The organism is Ruegeria sp. B10, from assembly GCF_056539825.1.
Window position 1 is genome coordinate 261,769 of record NZ_JBQFVP010000007.1, and the last position, 20,600, is coordinate 282,368.

Annotated in this window: 20 protein-coding genes; 7 read left to right on the forward strand and 13 right to left on the reverse strand. The window is 59.9% G+C overall.

Features of this window, described 5'->3' with window-relative positions:
- The first annotated feature begins 9 nt into the window (after positions 1–9).
- Both mnmC2 and ACR0J4_RS12005 read left to right on the forward strand, forming a co-directional pair.
- Positions 10–675 (forward strand): tRNA (5-methylaminomethyl-2-thiouridine)(34)-methyltransferase MnmC2, encoded by a 666-nt coding sequence (mnmC2, locus tag ACR0J4_RS12000; RefSeq protein WP_170642660.1) that lies wholly within the window; start codon positions 10–12, stop codon positions 673–675.
- Positions 672–1,541 (forward strand): DMT family transporter, encoded by an 870-nt coding sequence (locus tag ACR0J4_RS12005; protein WP_480668623.1) that lies wholly within the window; start codon positions 672–674, stop codon positions 1,539–1,541. Before mnmC2 ends, ACR0J4_RS12005 begins: the two co-directional genes overlap by 4 nt.
- Here the strand turns inward: ACR0J4_RS12005 and ACR0J4_RS12010 are convergent.
- Positions 1,515–3,488, reverse strand: a complete 1,974-nt coding sequence (locus ACR0J4_RS12010; RefSeq protein ID WP_170642695.1) for a lytic transglycosylase domain-containing protein — start codon at positions 3,486–3,488, stop codon at positions 1,515–1,517. The genes ACR0J4_RS12005 and ACR0J4_RS12010 overlap by 27 nt on opposite strands.
- Before the next feature lie 134 nt (positions 3,489–3,622).
- Here ACR0J4_RS12010 and dapA point away from each other — a divergent pair, with 134 nt between their 5' ends.
- The gene (dapA, locus tag ACR0J4_RS12015) at positions 3,623–4,495 is read left to right on the forward strand and encodes a 4-hydroxy-tetrahydrodipicolinate synthase (RefSeq protein WP_170552474.1); all 873 of its coding nucleotides are present in this window, start codon (positions 3,623–3,625) and stop codon (positions 4,493–4,495) included.
- Between the two features lie 71 nt (positions 4,496–4,566).
- Here the strand turns inward: dapA and ACR0J4_RS12020 are convergent, their stop codons facing one another.
- From ACR0J4_RS12020 to pdxR, 7 genes are all read right to left on the reverse strand, one after another.
- Complete coding sequence (locus ACR0J4_RS12020) at positions 4,567–5,454, reverse strand: DmsC/YnfH family molybdoenzyme membrane anchor subunit (RefSeq protein ID WP_170552477.1); 888 nt, start codon at positions 5,452–5,454, stop codon at positions 4,567–4,569.
- Positions 5,454–6,203 carry a 4Fe-4S dicluster domain-containing protein gene (locus tag ACR0J4_RS12025; protein ID WP_170552480.1) on the reverse strand — a complete coding sequence of 250 codons (750 nt, stop codon included), beginning with the start codon at positions 6,201–6,203 and terminating at the stop codon, positions 5,454–5,456. The genes ACR0J4_RS12020 and ACR0J4_RS12025 overlap by 1 nt, the downstream gene beginning before the upstream one ends.
- 103 nt (positions 6,204–6,306) lie before the next feature.
- The gene (locus ACR0J4_RS12030) at positions 6,307–9,126 is read right to left on the reverse strand and encodes a molybdopterin oxidoreductase family protein (protein WP_170642661.1); all 2,820 of its coding nucleotides are present in this window, start codon (positions 9,124–9,126) and stop codon (positions 6,307–6,309) included.
- 27 nt (positions 9,127–9,153) lie between these two features.
- A complete protein-coding gene (locus ACR0J4_RS12035; RefSeq protein WP_170642662.1) occupies positions 9,154–10,185 on the reverse strand; it encodes a putative sulfate exporter family transporter in 1,032 nt (343 codons plus the stop codon).
- Between the two features lie 55 nt (positions 10,186–10,240).
- Entirely contained in the window at positions 10,241–11,278 is a 1,038-nt protein-coding gene (gene pta / locus ACR0J4_RS12040; RefSeq protein ID WP_170642663.1) for a phosphate acetyltransferase, read from the reverse strand.
- A gap of 5 nt (positions 11,279–11,283) precedes the next feature.
- Complete coding sequence (xsc, locus tag ACR0J4_RS12045) at positions 11,284–13,062, reverse strand: sulfoacetaldehyde acetyltransferase (RefSeq protein WP_170642664.1); 1,779 nt, start codon at positions 13,060–13,062, stop codon at positions 11,284–11,286.
- 128 nt (positions 13,063–13,190) lie between these two features.
- Positions 13,191–14,651, reverse strand: a complete 1,461-nt coding sequence (gene pdxR / locus ACR0J4_RS12050) for a MocR-like pyridoxine biosynthesis transcription factor PdxR (protein ID WP_170552497.1) — start codon at positions 14,649–14,651, stop codon at positions 13,191–13,193.
- A 128-nt stretch (positions 14,652–14,779) separates the two neighbouring features.
- Between pdxR and ACR0J4_RS12055 the strand changes: the two genes are divergently transcribed.
- Together ACR0J4_RS12055 and ACR0J4_RS12060 are read left to right on the forward strand one after the other, a co-directional pair.
- Positions 14,780–15,088, forward strand: coding sequence for an ArsR/SmtB family transcription factor (locus ACR0J4_RS12055; RefSeq protein WP_170642665.1), 309 nt, complete (start codon positions 14,780–14,782; stop codon positions 15,086–15,088).
- Positions 15,081–16,112, forward strand: a complete 1,032-nt coding sequence (locus ACR0J4_RS12060; RefSeq protein ID WP_170747261.1) for a permease — start codon at positions 15,081–15,083, stop codon at positions 16,110–16,112. The genes ACR0J4_RS12055 and ACR0J4_RS12060 overlap by 8 nt, the downstream gene beginning before the upstream one ends.
- Before the next feature lie 53 nt (positions 16,113–16,165).
- Here ACR0J4_RS12060 and ACR0J4_RS12065 read toward each other — a convergent pair whose 3' ends face one another.
- Together ACR0J4_RS12065 and ACR0J4_RS12070 are read right to left on the reverse strand one after the other, a co-directional pair.
- Positions 16,166–16,555 carry a hypothetical protein gene (locus ACR0J4_RS12065; RefSeq protein WP_170552503.1) on the reverse strand — a complete coding sequence of 130 codons (390 nt, stop codon included), beginning with the start codon at positions 16,553–16,555 and terminating at the stop codon, positions 16,166–16,168.
- A 52-nt stretch (positions 16,556–16,607) separates the two neighbouring features.
- Positions 16,608–17,372 (reverse strand): DUF1013 domain-containing protein, encoded by a 765-nt coding sequence (locus tag ACR0J4_RS12070; RefSeq protein ID WP_170642667.1) that lies wholly within the window; start codon positions 17,370–17,372, stop codon positions 16,608–16,610.
- Positions 17,373–17,502: 130 nt separating this feature from the next.
- On the opposite strand from ACR0J4_RS12070, the gene ACR0J4_RS12075 reads away from it, so the two are divergent.
- A complete protein-coding gene (locus ACR0J4_RS12075) occupies positions 17,503–18,144 on the forward strand; it encodes a ribonuclease T2 (protein WP_170642668.1) in 642 nt (213 codons plus the stop codon).
- On the opposite strand, the gene ACR0J4_RS12080 is transcribed toward ACR0J4_RS12075, so the two are convergent.
- Positions 18,141–18,629 carry a hypothetical protein gene (locus tag ACR0J4_RS12080; RefSeq protein ID WP_170638333.1) on the reverse strand — a complete coding sequence of 163 codons (489 nt, stop codon included), beginning with the start codon at positions 18,627–18,629 and terminating at the stop codon, positions 18,141–18,143. The genes ACR0J4_RS12075 and ACR0J4_RS12080 overlap by 4 nt on opposite strands.
- A 197-nt stretch (positions 18,630–18,826) precedes the next feature.
- Here ACR0J4_RS12080 and ACR0J4_RS12085 point away from each other — a divergent pair, with 197 nt between their 5' ends.
- Entirely contained in the window at positions 18,827–19,324 is a 498-nt protein-coding gene (locus ACR0J4_RS12085; protein ID WP_170483306.1) for a lactoylglutathione lyase family protein, read from the forward strand.
- 70 nt (positions 19,325–19,394) lie between these two features.
- On the opposite strand, the gene recR is transcribed toward ACR0J4_RS12085, so the two are convergent.
- Positions 19,395–19,988: a recombination mediator RecR gene (recR, locus tag ACR0J4_RS12090; protein ID WP_170552512.1), complete on the reverse strand. Its 594-nt coding sequence runs from the start codon at positions 19,986–19,988 to the stop codon at positions 19,395–19,397.
- A 61-nt stretch (positions 19,989–20,049) separates the two neighbouring features.
- The gene (locus tag ACR0J4_RS12095) at positions 20,050–20,394 is read right to left on the reverse strand and encodes a YbaB/EbfC family nucleoid-associated protein (protein WP_170328851.1); all 345 of its coding nucleotides are present in this window, start codon (positions 20,392–20,394) and stop codon (positions 20,050–20,052) included.
- Positions 20,395–20,600 lie beyond the last annotated feature (206 nt).

Here is a 20,600-nt window from a genome sequence, read left to right on the forward strand (position 1 = left end):
GATTCCCCGATGGCAGACCAGCACGCCGAATTGACATGGAGAAAGGACCGGATTCCGGTCTCGGACCAGTTCGATGATCCCTATTTCTCGTTGCAGAACGGGTTGGAGGAGACGCGGCATGTCTTTCTATCGGGTAACGACCTGCCCGCACGCTTTGCGCCGGGGTTTCATATTGCCGAACTGGGCTTCGGCACCGGCCTGAACTTGCTGACTGTCTGGTCCGCATGGGAAGCCGCAGGCCAGACCACCCCTCTGCGCTTCACAAGTTTCGAGGCCTTCCCCATGGCCCCCGAGGATATGGCGCGCGCCCTGGCCGCTTTCCCGGAGGTGCAACCCTGGGCCGACCGCTTCCTGTCGCAATGGCGCGGCAGGTCCTGTCAGTTCGGCACGCTGCACCTTGAGGTGATCGAAGGCGACGCGCGTCAGACACTGCCCGGCTGGACAGGCAAGGCCGATGCGTGGTTTCTAGACGGCTTCTCGCCCGCCAAAAATCCCGAACTCTGGGGCGCGGATCTGATGCAGCAGGTATCCGATCACACGGCACCAGGCGGCACCGCGGCCACTTACACCGCAGCGGGCTTTGTCCGCCGCGGGTTGGAGGAGGCCGGTTTCGCAGTCACCCGCGCGCCCGGATACGGTCGCAAACGGCATATGACACGGGCGGTAAAGGCGTGACGCAGCAGAACAATATCTCGGCCGGGATCGCGCTGATGGTCGCCTCGACAGTGGTTTTTGCCTTGCAGGACGGGATCTCGCGCCATCTGGCGGGGACGTATAACACCTATATGGTGGTGATGGTCCGCTATTGGTTCTTCGCCGCTTTTGTCATTGCGCTGGCGGCCCGTGCTCCGGGTGGGTTGATGGCGGCGGCGCGCACCGACCAGCCAAAACTGCAGATCTTTCGCGGCGTTTTGCTGGTGACCGAGATCTGCGTCGCCGTTTTCGGCTTCACCAAACTGGGTCTGATCAACAGCATGGCGGTCTTCATCTGCTACCCCCTTCTGGTCGCGGCCCTCAGCGGCCCGGTTCTGGGTGAAAGCGTGGGTTGGCGGCGTTGGACGGCGATCGGGGTCGGCTGCGTCGGCGTGCTGATCATCCTTCAACCGGGGGTCGGTGTGTTTAACCCCTGGGCGATCATTCCGTTGATCTCGGCCTTTCTGTTTGCGGTCTATTCACTGCTCACCCGCTATGCCGCGCGCCGAGACAGCGCCGCCACCAGCTTTTTCTGGACCGGTGTCAGCGGAGCCGTTGCCATGACGCTAGTCGGCATGTGGTTCTGGGAGCCGATGGCAAAGGCGGACTGGGCCTGGATGGCAACGCTCTGTGTCAGCGGGGCCTTTGGCCATTGGTTGCTGATCAAATGCTATGAGGCGGCCGAGGCCAGTGCGGTGCAGCCCTTTGCCTACCTCCATCTGGTATGGGTCGCGATCCTTGGCATCGCAATCTTCAACGAGGTCCTTCGCCCCGAGGTCGTCATCGGCGCAGGGCTGGTTGTTGCGGCGGGGCTGTTCACCCTATGGCGCGAACGCCGCAAGGGTTGATCCGGTCAGCTCCTGCGAGAAGGGCACGGGCAGGGCTGGTTTCCCCAGACGCGCGCGGTAGACCGGCAGGCTTTCGGTCACGCGCATCACATAGTTGCGCGTTTCGCTGAAGGGGATGGTCTCGATCCAGTCGACCACATCCACCTCGCCGACGCGGGGGTCGCCATAGCGCTCCATCCATGAGATCGGTCGCCGTGGACCAGCATTATACCCGGCGGCCATCATGACCACGTTGCCGTTGAAATCCGCCGCGAGGCTGGACAGGTAGTTGGCGCCCAGCTTGGCATTATACTCCCAGTCCGTAGTCAGCCGTCCGGTCTGATGTCCGCTGAGGATGCCCAGCTCCTGCGCGACCAATTTCGCGGTCGCTGGCATCACCTGCATCAAGCCGCGCGCGCCTGCGCCGCTGATCACCACCGGATCAAATTCGCTTTCACGCCGGGCGATGGCCAATGTCATCTCTTTGGCCATTGGCAGGCCGATATCTGCGACCGGATGCACGGGGTAATAGGCTGCGGGCAGAACCGTTCCCGTGGTCGCGGCGCGTTTGGCGATCATCACGGCCAGATGCGGTTCCTTCAACTCGATGACCAGATCGCCCAGCTGATTGGCTTGCGCTGTATCGAGGCTTTCGACCAGATGAGTCAGAAACCGTTCGGAAACGTTGTCCTCCCCAGCTTTCAACAGCAGCAGACCTGCCTCCAAAACGCTGGAGTTCGCAAATTCGGCTTGCCGCCAATGCGCGGCGCGGGGTGGGTTGGCGAGGGTGCTGTCAAACGGTCGCCCGATCTGCTCGGCTGCCAGAATGCCGTAGAAAGACGTCTGATAATCTGCACCCATCGAATAAGCGTCATAAGCTTTCTCGGCATCCCCTTGTGCCGCGTAGGCGCGACCCAGCCAATAACCAGCACGACCTCTTGAGATCGGAGACTTCACCGCGCCTTCGAAGTTCTGGAAATGCCGAACCGCCGTCGCGGGGTCGTTCAACTTTCGCAAAGCCAGAAACCCGGCCAGCCATTCCAGATCGGCGTATCCGTAACCCATTTCGGGCGTCATATGGTGGTTGGCGGCAACCTCATAGGCACGGGCCGCACTGCCCTGCCGCATCTCAAGCCGGGCCAGTCGGCGTCGCCCTTCGGCCCATTTGTCCGGCTCACCCAAGGCGTCCGGGCCGGTCGATCGCGCTAGCATCAAGTCAATAGCGCTGTCGTCCAGTTCTTTCTTGTCGCGCCAGACAAAGCGATCAAAAGCCAGTCCCGGAGACCCTGCCAGAGCCTTGGGTACGGCAGAAATCTTACCGTCCACGCCCGGTTCGCGTTTTTGTAGGGCAATGCGGGCTTCCGCCAGCTTGCGCTGATCGGCGTTGACGAGAGGCAGCATACGCCCGGCGCTGACCAAATGATTGTCCCACAACATCCGATCCAGTCGCGCCGTGTGGTGCGGTTTTAGCAATTTGCCGAAATTCTCAAGATAATCCTTTTGCAAGCCCGACCCCATGGGCATGGTGCGCCAGGCTGTTACGATATCGGCCTCAGCGTCCCCAATCCGACCTTTGGCTTTCAGGGCAACGGCGTAGTTCAGCGCGCCTTCGGCCGTTTGCGGCGGCTGATCGGCGTAGAAGTTCACCGCTCGATCTGGATCAGCCCCGGTAAAGGACGGCTCGCTCTTGCGGCGCAACCAGGCCAGTCCGGGCCAGTCGGGGCGACGTTCCAGAAACACCAGCACATCGCCCGAGCTGCCAAAGCCCTCGCGGAGCCAATGCCACACGATGATGTCACGCGTAACCGAGCCGCGTGCGCCAGAAACCGCTAGCGCTTCGTTCCAGTCACCTTTGCGCATTTCGGCCAGCCCGGCGCGCAGATTGCCGGCAGCATCGGCCCGCGCGGCGCTTGCCTGCATCCCAAAACACAGAATCACTGTTGCCAAAAAGGCCAGAACGCGTGTCATCCCTTGCATTTCCCAACCAACCGAGGATAGAGCCATTCAGGATAAACCTTGCGCCGCCAGTATCAACTCACAAAGCCAAAAACGTGAGCGAGGATGGTGCAAATACTGCAACCGCACTTCAAGGAGCGCGACCCATGTTCAAAGGCTCAATGCCAGCCCTCGTCACCCCGTTCAGCAACGGCGAGTTGGACCTGGATACGCTCAAACACTTGGTAGAGTGGCAGATAAAGGAAGGCTCAACCGGCCTGGTCCCCGTTGGCACCACCGGCGAAAGCCCGACGCTGAGCCATGAAGAGCACGAAACCGTCGTGGCCGAAGTGGTCAAAGCTGCCGCAGGTCGGGTGCCGGTGATTGCGGGCGCAGGTTCGAACAACACCGTCGAGGCAGTTCGATTCGTCCAGTTTGCCAAAAATGTAGGGGCCGATGCGGCGCTGGTGGTCACGCCTTACTACAATAAACCGACCCAAAAAGGCCTGCTTGCCCATTTTCGCGCCCTGCACGATTGCGCCGAGATTCCGATCATCATCTACAACATCCCAGGCCGTTCGGTCATCGACATGACCCCCGCGACCATGGGCGAACTGGCCAAGCTGCCACGAATTGTCGGTGTCAAAGATGCAACCGGCGATCTGGCCCGTGTCAGCCAGCAGCGTGCCTCTTGCGGCGCGGATTTCTGTCAGCTGTCGGGCGAAGACGCCACCGCGCTGGGCTTCAACGCGCATGGCGGCGTGGGCTGTATTTCGGTCACGGCCAACGTTGCTCCGAAACTTTGTGCTGAGTTCCAACAGGCCACGCTGGCGGGCGACTATGCCAAGGCTCTGGACTATCAGGACCGCTTGATGCCTTTGCACGAAGCAATCTTCATCGAGCCCGGCCTAGTCGGCGCGAAATACGCGCTGAGCAAACTGGGCCTGTGCAGCACTGAAGTTCGCTCACCTCTGACTGAACTGGAAGACAGCACCAAGTCTGCCATCGAAGCCGCGATGGCGCATGCAGGTCTGATCTAAGTTAGACGTTCTTATGAAAAGGGCGGCCTCGAATATCGAGCGCCGCCCTTTTTTGTTTGTTGCAAAGGTTCTCACCGCTTGCCGTAGTAGAGCCCAACCACATGCTCCGCCTGCGCGAAGAACAGCCAGCGTGACGCGGCGACGCCAGCCAGGTGAGAAACCACTGCCAGCAGCGCAAGCAGGTGTTTTAGCGCGAGCCCTTCTAACGGGATCGCGATGAACACGACGGGCAGCGCAAAGGCCAACAGGAACGAGATGATCCGCAGCTTCTCGGCATGTTTGCGGCCAACCACGTGGACAAACTCTCGTAGCAAGTAGTTGGTCCCGGTATGCGGAGGCTCAAACGCCCGCACCGACCCGCGTTCGCCCAATCCTGTTGCTGTCCCAAGGTCAGTCCCCGAGCTGGCAAGCGCCTTGTCCCCCTGACGCCAATACAGAATCTGCACCAGAGCGGCGATCAACAGCAAAGGCAGAGCGACCGAGGTTTGTCCGGCCATCAAGGCCCCTCCGGCCAAGCTGAAGCTGAGAAACATGGCTGGTGTCAGCTTCATGTTCCAACGGGGGATTGTCTTGAGCTGGGTGTAGATCATTGATGTGGTGAACACCGTGGCCAGCGAGAACAACGCGCCGAGCCAGCCCAAAAGACTCCAGCGTTCGCCCATGAAAACTGAACCGATTGCGAACAGGCCCATCAGGACCAGTGCGATCACGGCGCACCAACCCTCGCGGCTGAGCCAGCTAGAGCGCCATTGCGTGAACGCCTTCCAAGCACGCTCTGGGTGACCGAGGTGAAAGGTTGACGCCAGCAATCCGCCGAGGGCCAGCCCGTAGGCAATCAGGAAGAAGACAAAGGCGACCCAGCCTGTAACGTTTGGCATCCCGAGGCCCAGGAAAAATAGTAACCCAAAGCCGAGGCCGGACAAGGTGGTGAAGATGATAACGGATGGGGCCGGATGCATCAGAGCTTCTCCAGAGTTTTGTCGAGCCAGCCGAGGAACCCTTTGGGCTCTTCCGCGACTGGGGCCAGCAGTGGGGCCAGAATGTCGATCTGGTCCTCGATCTGATCCTTGGGGCGGGGCGGCAGGTATTTGTTGACAGGTTTGGTGCCCATTTCTGGCATCAGGTCCATACCGTCTCGTTCAGCGACCAGCTTGCTGACGTCGCTGTTAGGATCGCCGAGGTCCCCGAAATGACGCGCTCCGGCTGGGCAGGTGCGGACGCAGGACGGCACCCGATCCACTTCGGGCAGGTTTTCGTTGTAGATGCGATCGACGCAGAGGGTGCATTTCTTCATCACGCCCTCGGCCATGTCCATTTCCCGCGCGCCATAGGGGCAGGACCAGGCGCAGAGGCCGCAGCCGATGCAGTCGCTTTCGTTGACCAACACGATCCCATCCTCGACCCGCTTATAGCTGGCCCCGGTTGGGCAGACCGTGACGCAGGGTGCGTCTTCGCAATGCAGGCAGGATTTGGGGAAGTGGATCAGTTGGGCAGGGCCCTCGGCCGGAGTGACCTCGTAGGAGTGGACACGGTTCAGAAATGTGCCCGAGGGGTTGCCGCCATAGGCATCCTGATCAGACAAGGGTGCACCGTAGTTTTCGGTGTTCCAGCCCTTGCAGGAAATCACGCAGGCGTGGCACCCGACACAGGTGTCGAGGTCGATGACGAGGCCCATTTTGCGATCAGAGGATTCGGGGAGCTGGGTCATATCAGGGAACCTCGGCTTTGGTGGGCGGGGCAGGGGGCCAGCCCCCTCTTGAGCCTTTGGCTCAATTCACCCCCGAGATATTTTTGGCCAGATGAAGATTGGATCATTTGCCTACCTTCCATGCGATATCCTTCGGGCCAGTGCCGACGGGGGAATTGATCGGGGCAAATTCGGGTTGGCTTTCGGTATCCGCCGGAGGGGCGGCTTTTTCGATCCTGACTTTCAGGTCGAACCACGCGGCCTGGCCGGTGATCGGGTCCGAGTTGGCCCATCGCATACCGTCGCCCTTAGGTGGTAGCAATTCGTGGATCAGATGGTTGAGCAGGAAACCCTGGGTGGCCTCGGGTGCGTCCTCTTGCAGCGCCCATGCGCCTTTGCGCTTGCCGATAGCGTTCCAGGTCCAGACGGTGTTTTCATTCAGCGCGGCCATTTCCATCACGGGCACGGTGATCTCGCCGTGAGGAGAGGTGACTTTGGCCCAGTCGCCGTCTTGCAGCCCGTGTTCGCGCATCAACTTGGTGGGGACGTAAAGCGGGTTGCGCCCGTGAAGTTGCCTTAGCCAGGCGTTTTGGGTGCCCCAGCTGTGATACATCGCCATGGGGCGCTGAGTCAGGGCGTTGACGGTGAAGCCCTCGTTGCCCTGCTGGTCGGTCTCGTACCAAATGGGTAGAGGGTCCATGGCGTCTTTGATGCGTTGTCGCAGGTGGTCGGGGGGCTGGCTCGGTCCGTGTCCTTCGGCGGCCAATTGGAATTTGCGCATCGGCTCGGAGTACAGCTGGAACAGGTAGGGCTGCGGGCTGTCGTAGAGGCCCATTCCAACGGCCCAGTCCTGATAGGCGGTATTCCACGGTTTGTAGTAATCCGCACCTGCGGGGATATGCGCGACGTAGAAGCCTCCGTTGTCGATATAGCGGTTCAGTTGGTCCGGGTTGATCTCTCCGCGACCTTCTTTGGTGCCATCTTCGCCACGGAACCCGGCCAGAGGGCCGATGCCCGGCTTGCGCTGGTGATTGACGATATAGTCGGCATAGTCCTTCCACTTGGGTGTGCCGTCTTCGTTGGTGAAGCCCGGCAGGCTCATGCGGTTGGCGAGTTGAATCAGCACCGATTGGAACCCGCGCACGTCACGGTCGGGTTCGACCACTGGCCAGCGAATCGCATCAGCAGCGGCGTCGGCCTCGCAGATCGGGCGATCCAGCAGCGAGATACAGTCGTGCCGTTCCAGATAGGTGGTATCTGGTAGGATCAGGTCGGCATAAGCGACCATTTCCGATGAATAGGCATCCGAGTAGATGATATGCGGGATGACGTATTTGCCGTCCTCGGTCTTGGCCGACAGCATCTCCATCACACCTTTGGTGTTCATGGAGGAGTTCCACGACATATTCGCCATATACATGAACAACGTGTCGATCTTGTATGGATCGCCTGCGGCGGCGTTCGAAATCACCATGTGCATCAGCCCGTGGGCTGACATCGGGTTTTCCCACGTAAAGGCTTTGTCGATACGCTGAGCGGTGCCGTCTTCGTCTAGCAGCAGATCCTCGGGGCCGCGCGGAAAGCCAAGGTGAGGGCCTTCCAGTGGGCGGCCTGGGCGGCGGTCTCCGTGCGGGGTGGGGTGGGCCTCGACGGGTTTGGGGTAGGGCGGTTTGAAGCGGAAGCCGCCGGGGACCTCGACCGTACCCAGCAGGATCTGCAGTACATGCAGCGCGCGACAGGTCTGGAAGCCGTTGGCATGGGCCGAGATCCCCCGCATCGCGTGGAAGCTGACTGGGCGGCCTGTCATCTTGGAGTGCTTTTCGCCCCGGAAGTCGGTCCATTCCTGGTCAAGCTCGATGGCCTCATCAAAGGCGACGCGGGCGATTTCTGCGGCGATAGCGCGGATTTTCTGGGCCGGAATGCCACAGCGCTCGGCCACTTTTTCGGGGGCGTGATCGTCCGAGAGGTATTTCTCGGCCATCTGATGGAAGACCGGGCGGTGAGTTACGCCATCCTTGTCGTAGGTGGCGGACAGATCCGGGCGCACGCCGGGTTTGTCAAAGGCGGTCGGCTCACCGGTTACACGGTCGATCACCAAAGGCTTTCCATCGGCATCGCGCAGGAACAGGCCCTTCGCCGGGCCGTCAGAAGCATTCACCAGAACCGGCGCGTTGGTGTAGCGGGCAAGGTAGTCGAGGTCGATCTTGCCAGCCTTCATCAGCACATGGATCAGCGACAGGATGAAAAGCCCATCGGTGCCCGGCGTGATCCCGACCCAATCGTCAGCCACCGCATTATAGCCCGAGCGGATCGGGTTCACCCCGATCACCCGCGCGCCTCGCGCCTTGATCTTGCCGATGCCCATCTTGATCGGGTTGCTGTCATGATCCTCGGCCACACCGAAAAGCATGAACAGCTTTGTATGGTCCCAATCGGGCTGGCCGAACTCCCAAAACGCCCCGCCCATCGTGTAGATGCCGCCCGCTGCCATGTTGACCGAGCAGAACCCGCCATGGGCCGCATAGTTGGGTGTACCAAAATTCTGTGCCCAGAAGCTGGTGAAGCTCTGGCTCTGGTCGCGCCCAGTAAAGAAGGCCAGCTTGTGCGGGGCGGTCTCGTGCAATTCGTTCAGCCAGCCGACGGCAGTGCTGATCGCCTCGTCCCACTCGATCTCGCGGAACTCACCCGAGCCACGCGGGCCGACCCGCCGCAGAGGCTTGCGTAGACGTGAGGGCGCGTTGACCTGCATGATCCCGGCGCTGCCCTTGGCGCAAAGCACGCCTTTGTTGACCGGGTGGTCGCGGTTGCCCTCGATATAGGCAACCTTGCCGTCCTTCATGTGGACGTTGATGCCGCAGCGACAGGCGCACATATAACAGGTGGTGCGCCGGATCTCGTCCGAGACTTTCGGGCTGGTGTCGATCTTCGGTTGCTGGATTGTCATCTGGCGTCCTTATGTCGGGGCGGCGGGTCAGGTTAGGAATGTTAGTCCGGCGAGGATAATTCCTGCAATAAAAAGAGTTTCCACGACGATCAGGGCGATGGCTGCGCCTCCGACCGAGAGGATTTGTTTCAGGTTCGTCTTCATTCCAACCGCAGCGATCGCGATCAGAAGCAACCAGCGGGATGCCTGGCTGAGCAACTCGGACAGGAAGGCCGGGATAAGGCCGAACGAGCTGGCCGCAGCCAGCACCAGAAACCCGATCACAAAGCCGGGCAAGATCGGAGGGCGCTTGCCCGCCTCGTCCATGTCGGTGACGCTGCGGATGATCAGCGAGGCGACCAGAACCACCGGGGCCAGCATCGCCACACGGAACAGTTTGACCAGTGTGGCGGTGTCGCCGGTCTGTTCCGAGATTGAAAACCCTGCACCGACAACCTGGGCCACGTCGTGGATCGTGCCACCCAGAAACACACCGCCTGCCACGTCATCCATGCCCAGCGTCCGCACCAGAATCGGATAGGCGATCATGGCGATGGTCGACAGGACCGTGACGCCCAGAACGGTAAAGATCAGGCGCTCTTCGGATCTTTCGTCCTTGGGCAGGATGGCACTGATCGCCATTGCCGCAGACGCGCCGCAGATGGCGACAGAGCCCGCCGTTAGGAACGCAAAGCGCCATTTGTGACCAAAGAACCGTGCGATCAAAAGACCGAACGCAATGGTGGCTAATACGCCGCCAACCACAAGGGCGATCAGGTCCCAACCCAATCCCATCATGAGCGTCATGGAAATCCGCACACCCAAAAGTGCCACGCCGAGGCGCAGAAGGGATCTGGCTGCAAAACCAATGCCGGGGACGGTCTTGCCCTCTTCGCCCAGAAAGCTGAGCGCGATGCCAAGCAGTAAGGCCATCAGCATGGCCGGGGTCGCGTAGTGTTCCGACAGGAATTTTGCCGTTACAGCAACGGTGATCGCCACCATAACCCCTGGGAACATGGTTCGAGCCGTCTGGGCGACATCCGTGCCGAAGGAGCTTTTGAGTTCAGTCTTACCCAGCATCGGTTCGTTGATCTTTCTTGAACACGTTTACAGTTAAGCGGCAAAGCCGCAGAGGTTATGCAGTAGCTGGATGAACTGGCTCTTGCGATGAACCCACTTGTTGTGCCTGCACTGCGGTCACGGCGATCATGTGCAACACATCGTCTGAAGAACAACCGCGCGACAGGTCGTTTGCGGGTTTCGCCAAGCCTTGAAGAACGGGCCCAATGGCCTCGGCCCCGCCAATGCGCTGGGCGATCTTGTACCCCAGGTTGCCCGCATCGAGGTTGGGAAAGACAAACACGTTTGCTTTCCCTTCCAGAGGTGAGTTCTTGGCCTTTTTACTGGCGACCTCTGGCACATAGGCAGCGTCGAACTGCAACTCTCCGTCGATGATCAGGTTTGGATTGGCGGCTTTGGCAATTTGTGTGGCCTCAACCACCTTGGACACTTTCGGATGGCTGGCACTGCCGCTCGTCGAGAAAGATAGCATCGCAACACGAGGTTCTTTTCCTGTGAGTGTGCGATAGGATGCGGCCGAGGCCTGAGCGATCTCAGCCAACTCGCGTTCGTTCGGATCAACGACCAACCCGCAGTCGGCGAAAATATGGGCGCCCTGAACCGTGTGGTGGTCGCGCTCATAGATCATCAGAAAGAAACTAGACACCATATGGGCGTCAGGTGCTTTGCCGATGATCTGCAAAGCGGCACGAACAGTGTCCGAAGTGGTTTCCACAGCACCGCCGACCGTGCCGTCAGCCAGCCCGATATGGACCAACATAGCGGCATAGTTCAGACGATTTTGCACCAGAGACTTCGCAGTCTCAGCCGTTACGCCTTTGTGTTTGCGCAGTTCGAAATAGGCATTGGCAAAGCGATCCAAATGGGGGGAAGTAGCCGGATCGTGGATGTCTATCCCGGCTACATCACTTCCGCCTTTTTCAGCCAATAACGAGGCAACTTTGGTCTGATCGCCGACAAGGATGATATCGGCTGCATCTTCGGCACGTGCTTTCAGCGCACCTTCTACAACACGTGGATCATCGCCCTCAGCAAGGGCGATGATCTTTTTGGAACTGGTCGCAGCCCCGAGAATTTGATGTAGGGGCTTCACCGCGATCAGGCCTCGACTTGCGGCTTCATGTCTGCTGCTTCGATACCCGCAACCGCAACCGGCTTCTTCATCGCGTCGCGGCGGAACGGCTCACCCAGTTCCTGGTTGATCATGGCTTCGATCAAGGTGGTGATGCCGTTCTTCTGATCTTCGATCGCCTGGTTCAGCGCAGCTGTCAGTTCGTCCTGCGTACGTGCGACGACGCCTTTCAGACCGCAGGCCTCCGCGATACCGGCGTAAGAGACCTTCGTGTCCAACTCAGTGCCGACGAAGTTGTCGTCGAACCACAGGGTCGAGTTCCGCTTTTCCGCTCCCCACTGGTAGTTGCGGAAGACGATCTGGGTCACGGCGGGCCATTCTTCACGGCCGATTGCCGTCAGCTCGGTTACGGCGATGCCAAAGGCACCGTCGCCCGAGAAACCAACAACGGGCACATCCGGGCAGCCGATCTTGGCGCCGATCACCGACGGCAGACCGTATCCACAGGGGCCGAACAGGCCAGGGGCAAGATATTTTCGACCTTCTTCAAATGAGGGGTAAGCGTTGCCGATGGCGCAGTTGTTGCCGATGTCGGACGAGATGATCGCCTCTTTCGGCAGTGCTGATTGAATCGCACGCCAAGCCATACGCGGGCTCATCCAGTCCGGCTTGGCCGCACGAGCGCGTTCGTTCCAGGTCGTGCCCGGGTCGTCCTGCTCGTGGTCCATTGAGGTCAGTTCCTGCGCCCAACGCGACTTGGTTTCAGCGATTTTCGCCTTACGCGCATCGCGGCCTTCATCGCCCGCAGTGCCTGAAAGCTGTGCCAGGATGCTTGTTGCAACGGTGGCTGCGTCGCCAACGATACCAACGGAGACCTTCTTGGTCAGGCCGATGCGGTCCGGGTTGATGTCGACCTGAATGATTTTCGCTTCAGTCGGCCAGTACTCCATACCGTATCCGGGCAGGGTCGAGAACGGGTTCAGACGTGTACCAAGGCAGAGAACCACGTCTGCTTCCTTGATCAGCTCCATCGCAGCTTTCGAGCCGTTGTAACCCAGAGGGCCAGCAAACAGCGGGTGCGAGCCGGGGAAAGCGTCGTTGTGCTGGTAGCCAACGCACACGGGGGCGTCCAGACGCTCGGCCAGTTCTTTCGACGCTTCGATGCCGCCCGCGGACAGTACCGTGCCAGCACCGTTAAGGATGACTGGGTTCTTGGCATCGGACAGCAGAGCGGCAGCTTCGGTCACGGCAGAGGCGCCGCCCGAAGGCAGTTCGAATTCGACCACGGCTGGCAGTTCGATATCGACGACCTGAGTGAAGAAGTCACGGGGCACGTTGATTTGTGCCGGGGCTGAGGCGCGCTTGGCTTTGGTGATCACGCGGCTGAGGACTTCGGCCATACGCGACGGGTCGCGCACTTCTTCCTGATAGCAGACGCAGTCTGCGAACATCCGCATCTGTTCCATTTCCTGGAAACCGCCCTGGCCCATGGTCTTGTTCGCGGCCTGAGGAGTGACCAGCAGCAGCGGGGTGTGGTTCCAGTAGGCGGTTTTGACGGCGGTAACAAAGTTGGTGATGCCGGGGCCGTTCTGCGCAATCATCATCGACATTTTGCCGGTGGCGCGGGTGTAGCCGTCGGCCATCATGCCGCCAGAGCCTTCATGCGCGCAATCCCAGAAGGTGATGCCAGCTTTCCCGAAAATATCCGAGATCGGCATCATGGCAGAACCGATGATGCCAAAGGCATGCTCGATCCCGTGCATCTGCAGAACCTTAACAAAGGCTTCTTCCGTGGTCATTTTCATCGGTGGCTCTCCAAAACTGAATGCGTGAATTGGCCGGGGGGTACAGCCCGGCCTTTGATATGGTTTTGGCGTATGGGTGCGGATGGCGTTAGGGCCAGATGAGGCGGCGGAATACGTCCAGCCGAGGGTTAACTGGCCCGGATCGCATCCGCGATCAGTTTCACCCCGGCCTCGATACGGTCAGGCGCAATCGAGGAATATCCCAGACGGTAGAAATTCCGAGGCGGCCTTGGCCCCGAAAAGAAAGGCGCGCCAGGTTCGATATGCACCCCTTGCGCCTGCAATGTGGCCGCCAGCTGCGCGGTGTCCACATGAGCGGGGGCCTGCATCCATATGGAGGACCCGCCGAGTACACCGCGCCCCGCGACCTGTAGCGCATGGGTCTGAACGGCTTCGTCCAACGCCTCGCGCCGTTGGGCCAGGGCGTTCGACATACGCCGGATCTGAGCGTCGTAGTGCCCGAGGGACAAGAAATAGGCTGCCGTGCGCTGAACATGCCCCGGTGGATGCCGCAACACGAGCGACCGCAGCGCGCGTGCCTCGCGGATGAAGGTCTCGGACCCGACCATGTAGCCCAGACGCAACCCCGGAAACAGCGATTTCGAGAAGCTGCCCACATAGACCACCCGCCCGTCGCGATCCATCGACTTGAGCGCGGGTGAAGGCGCGCCCAGATAGGCCATCTCGAACTCGTAGTCGTCCTCAACGATCATGGCGTTCAGCGCGGACGCGCGTTCCAAAAGGGCGGTTCTGCGGCTAACGGGCATGGTGGCCGTTGTGGGGCTTTGGTGGCTGGGGGTGGTAAAGATAACATCGGTGTCGTCTGGCAAAGCCCCGGGCGGCAGCCCGTCGCCATCAACGCGGATTGGGGCCATGGTGCAATCCGAATGGCTTAGCAGCTCACGCAGCGCGTAGTAGCAGGGGTCTTCGATTGCCGCGGTGCGCCCTTTTTTTAAAAGAATGCGCGAGGCCAGCCACAACGCGTTCTGCGCGCCCAGCGTGATCAGGATCTCTTCGGGGCGGGCGGTGATGCCTCGGCGTGGCAGGGTGTGGCGGGCAATAAACTCGACCAGCAGAGGATCGTCCTGATCAGCGTAGTCAGTCGTAAGGGACTCGAAATCCTTGTGTCCCAGCGCCCGAACCGCGCAAAGTCGCCAGTTCGCGTGGTCAAACAGAGTCCGGTCAGCCTGCCCGTAGATGAATGGGTATTTGTAGTTGCGCCAGTCCTGAGGTTTGGTCAGAACATTACCGCCCGAAAACCGCCGGGCCAGCGCATTGTCCCAGTCGACCGTCTCTTCGCTGCGCGGGACGGGCGTGTATTTCGGTGGGACCGGCGCGTTTTCTGATACGTAGTAGCCCGAACGCCCTTTGGCGGTCAGGTAGTCATTGGCCAGAAGCTCGGTATAGGCCAGTGTCACCGTAATCCGGCTGACGCCCAGATGGGTCGCCAGCTTGCGGGACGAGGGCAGCTTTTCCCCAATGTGGAACCGACCCGACAGAATGCCTTCGGCGATCATCTGCTGGATTTGCGCCTGCAGCGTCCCCTGTCCGTTCAGCTCAAGAAAGAAAGTGTCAACCGAGATAGCCATGAGCGCTTATATATTGGACTTAAGGCGGTGGCAATCTGGACTTACGCGCTGAAGGAAATTTTCCGCAACTTGACGAGAAAACTCGAATCACCTAAAAAACTAGAAATCTAGTTTAATGGAGAATTCAGATGTGGGAAACCGCTGCATCAGGATTTTCGGCCATGGGGTCCGAGGCCCGGTTGAAGGTTCTGAAAACACTTGTGAGGGCCGGGCAGGCCGGTCTCACCGTGGGTGAGATCCAGACGCGCACCGGAATTGCCCCCTCCACGCTTGCGCATCACCTTCGGTTTCTGGCCGCAGGGGGCGTGGTCGAGCAGGAAAAGATCGGGCGCTCGACCATAAACCGCGCCTGTTTCAACGAATTGCGAAACCTGGCGCAGTTCATTCTCAGCGAATGCTGCGCAGACGAAGTCGGAAAGGCCGCAAACGATGGCTGAACTATCACAAAATCCGAAAGCCTCGGCCAAACTCGCGTTGGATGTGATCAAAACGCCTTGGGCTTTGATCGTCGCGATACTGGCGCTTGTCGCAGTCCTCGATCCGGGCAACTGGGCTGAGGTCGCAAGTTTCGCCGCCAAGGCACTGGCGCATACGGGCCAGTATATCCTTTTCGCAGTCCTCCTTCTGTCCTATCTCAAGGCCACCGGGGCCGAGGTTATGGTGGCGCGCGCTTTTGAGGGGCGGGAAACCCGGATGATTTTGCTGGCCGCTCTGTTCGGAGGGCTTGCTCCGTTTTGTTCCTGCGAGGTCATCCCGTTTATCGCCGGGCTTCTGGCATTGGGCGCGCCGCTCTCTGCGGTGATGGCCTTCTGGCTCAGCTCACCACTGATCGACCCGCCGACATTGCTGATCACCGCAGGCGCATTGGGGTGGCCTTTTGCCATCGGCAAGGCCGTTGCAGCAGTCGCTTTGGGTCTGTTCGGCGGGTTCGCCGTGCGTCTTCTGATGCGCAACGGAGCCTTCGTTCAGCCCCTGCGCGAATACAAACCCGCCGGTTGCTGTGGCTGCGGCCCCAAGCTGGATGACAAACCCGTCTGGAAGTTCTGGCAGGAACCCGAACGATGTCAGCGTTTCCGCTCTGAGTTCGTTCATAACGGTATCTTCCTGCTGAAATGGCTTGCTCTGGCCTATGTGCTTGAGGCGCTTCTGGTCAGCTATGTGCCAGCAGACCTGATCGCACGCGTTGTCGGCGGAGAAGGCGTTCTGCCCATCGTCGTTGCCGCGCTGGTCGGAATGCCCGCCTATCTGAACTCCTACGTCGCGCCACCGCTTTTGGCGGGGCTGATGGAGCAAGGCATGACGGCGGGGGCGGCCATGTCATTCATGGTGGCAGGGGCGGTCAGCTCAATCCCGGCCATGGCTGCGGTTTGGTCACTGGTGAAACCGCGCGTCTTTGCAACCTATTTGACCCTTGGGGTTGGGGGCGCGATTGTCGCCGGAATCCTTTTCCAGATGCTCTGAAAAAGAAAACGCCCGGCGCATTGTCCGGGCGTTTTCTTCTGGTTCGTTCGCGATCAACCGGCCTCGCAGAACCGAGGTAGTTTGAACCGGTATCGTGCCTCTCCGCTTTCCACGTAGACGCGTTTTTCCACGCAGGCGCTGGTGCCCACCGATTGGGATACTGGCGCCTCGGTTGAGGTGATCGACGTGGCCGTTCCATCCGGCAGACGAACCGAGGCAATGACCCCGTTCTTGAGATCCCCGTTGATCGCTGTGGCCGACAGAACCGGGACGGTCATGAAAGAATGATGCTCATGCTCGCCGTCATCCCCTAACAGGAAAAGACCGCCGACGATGAAAGCCATGACCACGGCAGCGGCCAGACCCAAACCCCAGGTTTTTAGGAAGGCATAGATCGTTACGGCGCGGTGTGGGCCAAAGATGGCAGATAGAATGCTGAGCATGAGAGGTCCCAAGAAAACGCCCCAGCCAGTTTAGACCGGGGCGGGCCAGAAATCAGGGGCGCAGATCGTCTTCATCTTCGTCGTCCCCGCCACCTTTGGGCAGGTTGAAGAAGCTGTCGGCGTCCACGATCGGATCACTGTCTTCCTTTTCGGCTTCCGGCTCTTCCGACAACGAGAAGGTTTCCAGACCCTCAATCGCGGTCGGGATCTTCGGTGCTGCGTCCATTTCCAGCGACTGCTCGGTCGAGACCAGCTTGCGGCGCTCGTCATCGCTCATCACGCCGCCTTCGGCGGCTTTCTTCGCAGCGGCCTTCTGCACCACGGCGTCCAGTTCGGACTGTTTGCACAGGCCCAAGGCAACTGGGTCGATGGGCTGCATGTTGGCGATGTTCCAGTGCGTACGTTCGCGGATTGACTGGATGGTCGGCTTGGTGGTGCCAACCAGCTTGGCGATCTGACCATCGCTAAGCTCGGGGTGGAACTTGACCAGCCACAGGATCGAGTTCGGACGGTCCTGACGCTTGGACAGCGGGGTGTAGCGCGGACCACGGCGCTTTTCCTCGCCCGTTGCCGACGGGTTGAACTTGAGCTTCAGCTTGTGCAGCGGGTTGTTCTGCGCTGCATCGATCTCTTCCTGCGTCAACTGGTTGTTGGCAAGCGGGTCGAACCCTTTAACACCAGCGGCCACATCGCCATCGGCAATGCCCTGCACTTCAAGCTCGTGCATCCCTACGAAATCCGCGATCTGCTTAAAGCTGATCGTGGTGTTGTCCACCAGCCATACGGCTGTTGCCTTGGCCATAAGCGGTTTTGCCATCAGCCCGTCTCCTATACATACATCTGTCCCGTCGCCGGAATTCGGCGGCCCCGGGGTTTTGGGGCAGGTTTCCGTTGTCGGGGAACTTGCGGTGTATATAGTCGCCGCGACGCAAGAAGGGAAGAGGCGAATGCGCCAAGGGTTTTTAGCGCTGGTTTTGTGGGTCACAAGCGCCGTTGCCGCGCTGGCCGAAGCCGAAAAGGCCGGTGAGTTCGACTACTACGTTCTGGCGCTGAGCTGGTCTCCGAACTGGTGCGCGCGCGAAGGGGATGCGCGGGGTTCAGATCAATGCGACGCCCGGCATGACCATGGCTGGATATTGCACGGGCTCTGGCCTCAGTTCCATCAGGGCTGGCCCTCCTATTGCCGCACGCCCGAGGCCCCGCCGTCGCGCGCAATGACCCGCGCGATGGAGGATATTCAGGGCAGTGCGGGCCTTGCATGGCATCAGTGGAAGAAACACGGCACCTGTTCGGGCCTGTCGGCGCGGGGCTATATGGATCTGTCGCGCGAAGCTTATGGTCGCGTGACCCGGCCCGAGGTGTTCCGCCAGCTTGATACCTCGGTCAAACTGCCCGCGTCGATCGTCGAAGAGGCCTTTCTAAAGGCCAACCCAACGCTGGGGCGCGACATGATCACCATCACCTGCAAACAGGGTTACATCGAAGAGGTTCGCCTGTGCCTGTCCCGCGACCTTGATCCCGTGCCCTGCGGCCGCGATGTCATCCGGGACTGCACGGCCAAAGACGCCCTTTTCGACCCGATTCGTTAAAGCTTTCTGTTTTGACAGTCTCGTGCGTATTCCAGCGCCTTTGCAGTGCCTTTGAGGTCGATGGCCATCACTACTTCGCCCGCCGGGTTGTAAACCGTCATCGTCTTGTTCTGAGCAATCGCGGTGACGAAATTCCGGTCAGTGAAAAAGACGGTCGCGCCGGGGACGTCACGCTCGTTGAAGCCAATGGCGGTAGCGTCATAGCTTTTGCCGTCCAGAGCAAATCGGATCGGGTAAGTTTTGCCTTGTTCGATATCGCCCCAGGCCTTGTTGTAGACGGCGAAATACCCGCGATTGCCTAGCGCGTCATAGCCGATCCGAACGACGGAGAGGTCCTGATACACCGTCTGGATCAGGCACCCATTGCCCAACGCGGGGTCCATCATGATGTTCCAGCCGTCGACAAAGCCTTTGTCGATCAGTTGCTGAGAAAAAGCTGCAGTGGCTGTAAAGGCGGCAAGTGTGAGGGCAAAAAGGCGTTTCATAACAGTTCCCAAAATCAAACGGATAAGGTCATATCCATAGTACACGCCGCGTGCGGCAGGCAAAGGCCATTATTGACTGATGGCACCACGAAAGAAGACCTATGTGCATGGCGGAACCTGGGTATGCCTCGCTGGGTAGGCGCTTGAAACTCAGCTGTAGCACAATAGTTTTCGCCCCATAAAACAAGGAGCGAGCCATGCCGCAACATCCAAGAACGTTCTCTCACATCGGATTGTCCGTCCCAAACGTCGATGAGGCTGTGAAGTTCTACTCCGAAGTCCTTGGTTTCTACGTAATCATGCCACCGACTGATGTGGTAGAGGATGACACAGATATTGGTGTCATGTGCACTGATGTGTTTGGTCCGGAATGGAAAAAACTACGTATTGCGCACCTTGCGACTGCTGATCGCATCGGGTTCGAGCTTTTCGAGTTTGACGGTAATTATGTACCGGAAAACAATATCGATTTTCGCCAGAATGGAACGTTCCATTTTTGCGTCCAAGACCCGGATGTCGAAGGCCTGGTAGAAAAAATCGTTGCGGCGGGTGGCAAACAACGTATGCCGATTCGATACTATTATCCCGGAGAGAAGCCCTACCGAATGGTCTACGTTGAAGACCCCTTTGGTATTGTCTTCGAGATTTATAGCCATTCCTATGAATTGACCTACTCGTCGGGCGCTTACACCTGAAATACGAGTCAGAGTCTCGCGTGCAACCGGACCGGGCGAAAGCGTTCCGGTTGCTGTAGTAGCGCAATACTCAGAGCTCTTTTCGGGCCCTCAGTGCTGCCGTAATCGTCCCGTCATCCAGATAGTCGAGCTCGCCTCCAATCGGCACGCCTTGCGCTAGTGAGGTCAGGCGGACCTGCCCCTCCAACTGATCAGCGATGTAATGTGCCGTGGTCTGGCCGTCGACGGTGGCGTTCAGGGCCAGAATGATCTCGGTGACGCCTTCGGCCACCACCCGGTCCTTGAGGCGGGGAATCCGCAACTCGTCCGGGCCGACGCCATCCAGCGCCGACAGCGTGCCGCCCAACACGTGGTAGCGGCCTTTGAACACGCCGGCACGCTCCATCGCCCAGAGGTCGGCGACGTCTTCGACCACGCAGAGCTCTCCGGTTGCGCGGGCCTCATCGTTGCAGATGTCACAGATGTCGGTGGTGCCCACATTGCCGCAATTCAGGCACTCGCGGGCTGTGATGGCGACTTGCTGCATCACGTCGGACAGGGGCGTCAGCAGCAGGGAGCGCTTCCGGATCAGATGCAGCACCGCGCGGCGAGCCGAGCGAGGGCCGAGGCCGGGAAGTTTGGCCATCAGGTCGATCAAATTGTCGATGTCGCTGTTGGAGCTCACGGCCTGTCCTGTCTGGCGCCGGAGGGAGCCTCCGGCGGTAGTATTATTGAAAAGATGGAGATCAGAACGGCAGCTTGATGTCTGCGGGCAGGCCCATGCTTTCGGTCAGTTTGGCCATCTCGGCTTGCGAGCGCTCGGCGGCTTTGGTCTGAGCGTCCTTGATGGCGGCCAGGATCAAGTCCTCAACCACTTCCTTGTCGTCGCCATTGAAGATCGACGGGTCGATATCCAGGCCCTTCAGCTCTCCTTTGGCGGTTGCCGTCGCCTTGACCAGCCCTGCGCCGGACTCGCCTACAACCATAAGGTTGTTCAGCTCTTCCTGCATCTCGGTCATCTTGGTCTGAAGATCCTGCGCGGATTTCATCATCTTGGCCATATCGCCCAGGCCGCCTAGTCCTTTGAGCATGTTGCTTCTCCTGTAGGTCCGGTTTTTGACTAGATACGGGGGTCACCGTGGTGACACAAGAGCAGAGCACACTCCCGCCCGTCGTCAAGGTCTTTGGCAAGACCTTTCCTCCCGTTGGGCCCGGCAGGGGCCGGGAGGAAGCCCCCCGCCGCCGGGGGCCCGGCCGCCCCCGGGGGTCCGCCGCAGAGAGGGGGTGGGCACACGCC